Here is a 4385-nt window from a genome sequence, read left to right as displayed (position 1 = left end):
GCCGGAAACGGACCCACATCGGCTGGCGGAGCCGCACCATGCGGCGGGCGAAGTCGAGGGTCGGCTGCAGCTCGCTGCCGGTGATCCGCTCGTAGGTCGCCGGATCGACATGCTTGATGTCGAGCAGCAGGAGGTCGACCGGATCGAACCAATCGTCGCCGACCAGACGGCCGAGCGCCCCCGTGGTGTCGATCGCGGTATGCAGCCCGAGGTCGTCGTGCAGCCGGGTGAGCAGCCGTCCGGCGAAGCGGTGCTGGCTCATCGGCTCGCCGCCCGACACGGTGACGCCGCCGGCGAAGCGCAGGAACGCCCGGTAGGGCGCGACTTCGGCGAGCGCCTCGTCGAGGTCCACCCGGCGGCCGGAGGCGCGCTTCCAGGTGTCCGGGTTGTGGCAATAGACGCAGCGGTACGGGCAGCCCGACAAAAAGAACACGAACCGCATGCCCGGCCCGTCACCGGCCGCGCCGGTTTCCACCGAATGCAGGAAGCCGACCGGTTCGGCGTCCGCAACGGGCGGGACGCGGGCGGCGGCGGCGAACGAACATGAATGCTGGACGATCATCGGGGGTGGCTTTCGAACTCGGGGTCGTCGGCGGCGCCCGGCCCGGGATCAGGAGGCCGGACCGAGCGCCTTCGCGACGACCGCAATCACGCCTGCAGGAGACTTACATGCAGGCGTGGAAGGTTCGGCTGATCACGTCGAGCTGCTGCTCGCGGCTCAGCTTGACGAAGTTCACCGCATAGCCGGACACCCGGATGGTGAGCTGCGGGTAGATCTCCGGGTGCTCCATCGCGTCGAGCAGCGTCTCGCGCTGGAGGACGTTGACGTTGACGTGATGGCCGGACGCCGCCGTGAACGCGTCGAGGCACGCGGCGAGGTTCTTCTGGCGCTCCTGCGGCACCCGCCCGAGCGCGGACGGGGTCGCCGAGGCGGTCCAGGAGATGCCGTCGAGCGCGCACGCGTACGGGATCTTGGCGACCGACGCGCCGGCTGCGATGAAGCCCTTCTTGTCGCGGCCGTTCATCGGGTTGGCGCCGGGCGCGAAGGGCTGACCGGCGCGGCGCCCGTCGGGCGTGTTGCCGGTCTTCTTGCCGTACACGACGTTCGACGTGATGGTCAGCACCGACTGGGTCGGCATCGCGTCGCGGTAGAAGTGCGGCTGCGCCTTGATCTTCTCGATGAAGCTCTCGGCGAGCCACACCGCGATCCGGTCGGCGCGGTCGTCGTTGTTGCCGTAGGCCGGATACTCGCCCTCGATCGCGTAGTCGACCGCGAGGCCGGCCTCGTTGCGGATCACCTTCACCTTGGCGTGCTTGATCGCCGAGAGGCTATCGGCGGCCACCGACAGGCCGGCGATGCCGCACGCCATGGTGCGCAGGATGTCGCGGTCGTGCAGCGCCATCTCGATACGCTCGTAAGCGTACTTGTCGTGCATGTAGTGGATGACGTTGAGCGCCTTGATGTAGGTCTTGGCGAGCCAGCTCAGCATCGGATCGAGCTTGGCGACCACGGTGTCGTAGTCGAGCAGGTCGCCTTCGATCGGCGCGAAGCCTTCGGCCACCACCTTGCCGGACTTCTCGTCACGGCCGCCATTGATGGCGTAGAGCAGCGCCTTGGCGAGGTTGGCGCGGGCGCCGAAGAACTGCATCTGCTTGCCGATCCGCATCGGCGAGACGCAGCAGCCGATGCCGTAGTCGTCACCCCAGTGCGGCCGCATCACGTCGTCGTTCTCGTACTGGATCGACGAGGTCTCGATCGACACCTTGGCGCAGTAGTCCTTGAAGCCCTCCGGCAGCGCGGTCGACCACAGCACGGTCAGGTTCGGCTCCGGCGCCGGGCCGAGGTTGAACAGCGTCTGCAGGAAGCGGAAGCTGGTCTTGGTGACGAGCGGACGGCCGTCCTCGCCGATGCCGCCGATCGACTCGGTCACCCAGGTCGGGTCGCCGGAGAACAGCGTGTCGTACTCCGGCGTGCGCAGGAAGCGCACGATGCGGAGCTTGATCACCATGTCGTCGATCAGCTCCTGCGCCTGCTCCTCGGTGATCAGGCCACGCTCGAGGTCGCGGTCGAGATAGATGTCGAGGAAGGTCGAGACGCGGCCGAGCGACATCGCGGCGCCGTTCTGCTCCTTCACGGCGGCGAGATAGCCGAAATAGGTCCACTGCACCGCCTCACGGCCGGTTCCGGCCGGCTTGCGGATGTCGCAGCCGTAGCTCGCCGCCATCTCGGCGAGCTCGTCGAGGGCGCGGATCTGCTCGTTGAGCTCCTCGCGCAGCCGCATGGTCTTCTCGTCGAAAACGGCGTCGTCGATCTCGTGCAGCTCGCGGCGCTTGGCGTCCTGCAGCTTGTCGACGCCGTAGAGCGCGACGCGGCGGTAGTCGCCGATGATGCGGCCGCGGCCGTAGGCATCCGGCAGGCCGGTGACGATGCCGGACTTGCGCGCCGCCAGGATCTCCGGTGAATAGGCGTCGAAAACGCCCTGGTTGTGGCTCTTGCGGTGCTTGGTCCAGATTTCCTTGACGGTCGGGTCGATCTCGTAGCCGTAGGCCTCGAGCCCGTTCTCGACCATGCGCAGGCCGCCGTTCGGCATGATGGCGCGCTTGAGCGGCGCATCCGTCTGCACCCCGACGATCAGCTCGGCGTCGCGGTCGATGTAGCCCGGCGCGTGCGCCGTGATGCCGGCGGGACGATCGACCGAAGCGTCGAGAATGCCCTTCTCGCGCTCGACGGCGAGCAGGGCCGACAGCGTCTTCCAGACGCCGAGCGTGCGGGCGGTCGGGCCGGCCAGGAAAGTCGAGTCGCCGAGATGAGGACGGTAGTTTGCCTGAATGAAGCCGCGCACGTCGATGTCGGTCTGCCATGATCCGCCGGTGAAACCGGCCCAAGGCTCTTCTGCGGCGATGTTCAGCGTGACGGCGTTCATAGAAACCTCGAATCCTGCAAGCATGAAACCAGCACCGGAGCCCGGGGGCACGTCCGACCGACGATGGTGGATGATGCTGGGCGGTCGCTTCGACGTCACCCGCGTCGATCGATCGGCGGCCGAAGGCCACCTCGATCGGCGCCGTGCGCGCTCTCTCACGACCATGGTCGGATACTACGAGAAATATCAGCCTCGAGCCACGGCCTCGGCACAACGCAGCCGCGCCCGAAAAGCGACGGTATCGAAGATCGACAGGATCGATCTGATTTGGTCGCGCAGGCGACACGATCTGTCGGGCCACGGCGGCGGAACGCATCATTCGGTTGAGCCGCGCGCAAAATTCAGACGACGTATGAAGGAGTCCGGACCCATCGTGATCAGACGGGGGAAATAGTTCGTTTTCGCGTCGGAAGTGACGACGAGGCCGAGCTATTCCGTGCTTGCATGACGTCGTCGCGCCGCGCCGTCACCCCGCCATCACGTCGCCGCCGAGCCATGCGCCAGCGGGGGTCGCGACGGCGTTTGTGACGAGGCGTTCGTCGATCGGGCGCTTCAGTGTCCGGGCAGCCAGGCGTGGAGATTGCCGTGCATGGGAAGCCGCAGATCGACACAGCCGTGCCCGACCAGATCCTGCTTATGAGTTCATTCCGATTGTAGCGGCTGGTCGGAATGGCCGCAGCCCCTAGATTCCACGGCATGCGAGCGGCGGCTCGCTGCCGAGCAACCCCACGGCCGCCGACGGCGATGGCGGTCGCACGGGGTGCGACACCAGCGGAAGCACGGAGGACGGAAATGCAGATCAAGCGAAGCGGCTCGGACAATTCTCTCGTGGGGCCGGGGGACTGGTTCACCGGCTCGGTGCGGATCGATCCGTTGTTCCAGGCGCCGGACCCGGCCCGCGTCGGCGGCGCCCACGTGACGTTCGAGCCGGGCGCCCGCACGGCGTGGCACACCCATCCGCTCGGACAGACGCTGATCGTCACGTCGGGGCTCGGCTGGGTGCAGACCGAAGGAGGCCCGGTCGAGGAGGTCCGCCCCGGCGACGTGGTGTGGTTTCCGCCGGGCGAGAAGCATTGGCACGGCGCGACCCCCGGCACGGCGATGACCCACATCGCCATTCAGGAGTCCGCGAACGACAAGGCCGTCGACTGGCTCGAGCACGTCTCCGACGAGCAGTACCGGAAATGACCCCGCCTGCACGGCGGTCCGGCACCCGTCCGGCGATAGTTGCCGGCGCTCGTCGACATCGGCCTCGTCGGCCATGGCGATCCGGGCAAGGTGTTCGACCTCGTGCCTCCTCTCGGGCAGGCCGGCGGCCGCCGGTCGCCCCTCGCCGGTGTGGCCGGCGGGTCGCACGGAGGCCGGAAACGGTGTTTCGGGTCGGCGCCGCCACATCGTGGCGCGCGGCCGTGCTAGGGTCCAGACTCATAACCAATAGCAGACGATAGCAGCGATATGGAC

The 4385-nt window shown here is 67.6% G+C and carries 4 protein-coding genes; 2 read left to right on the top strand and 2 right to left on the bottom strand.

The window, feature by feature from the left end; genetic code table 11:
• Together A33M_RS08675 and pflB are read right to left on the bottom strand one after the other, a co-directional pair.
• On the bottom strand, positions 1-562 hold a 562-nt coding region (locus tag A33M_RS08675; protein WP_052026965.1), incomplete at its 3' end, for a 4Fe-4S cluster-binding domain-containing protein.
• 103 nt (positions 563-665) lie between these two features.
• On the bottom strand, positions 666-2924 hold the full coding sequence (gene pflB / locus A33M_RS08670; RefSeq protein ID WP_008385865.1) for a formate C-acetyltransferase: 2259 nt from the start codon (positions 2922-2924) through the stop codon (positions 666-668).
• Positions 2925-2994: 70 nt separating this feature from the next.
• Here pflB and A33M_RS23800 point away from each other — a divergent pair, with 70 nt between their 5' ends.
• Positions 2995-3318 (top strand): hypothetical protein, encoded by a 324-nt coding sequence (locus A33M_RS23800; protein WP_157223390.1) that lies wholly within the window; start codon positions 2995-2997, stop codon positions 3316-3318.
• 398 nt (positions 3319-3716) lie between these two features.
• Complete coding sequence (locus A33M_RS08665) at positions 3717-4112, top strand: (R)-mandelonitrile lyase (RefSeq protein WP_008385863.1); 396 nt, start codon at positions 3717-3719, stop codon at positions 4110-4112.
• The last annotated feature ends 273 nt before the right edge of the window (positions 4113-4385 follow it).

It is taken from the genome of Rhodovulum sp. PH10 (genome assembly GCF_000293785.1).
Lineage (GTDB): Bacteria > Pseudomonadota > Alphaproteobacteria > Rhizobiales > Xanthobacteraceae > Rhodoplanes.
Note: the sequence above shows the minus strand (reverse complement) of the source record. Positions and strands in the feature narration are given on the sequence as shown.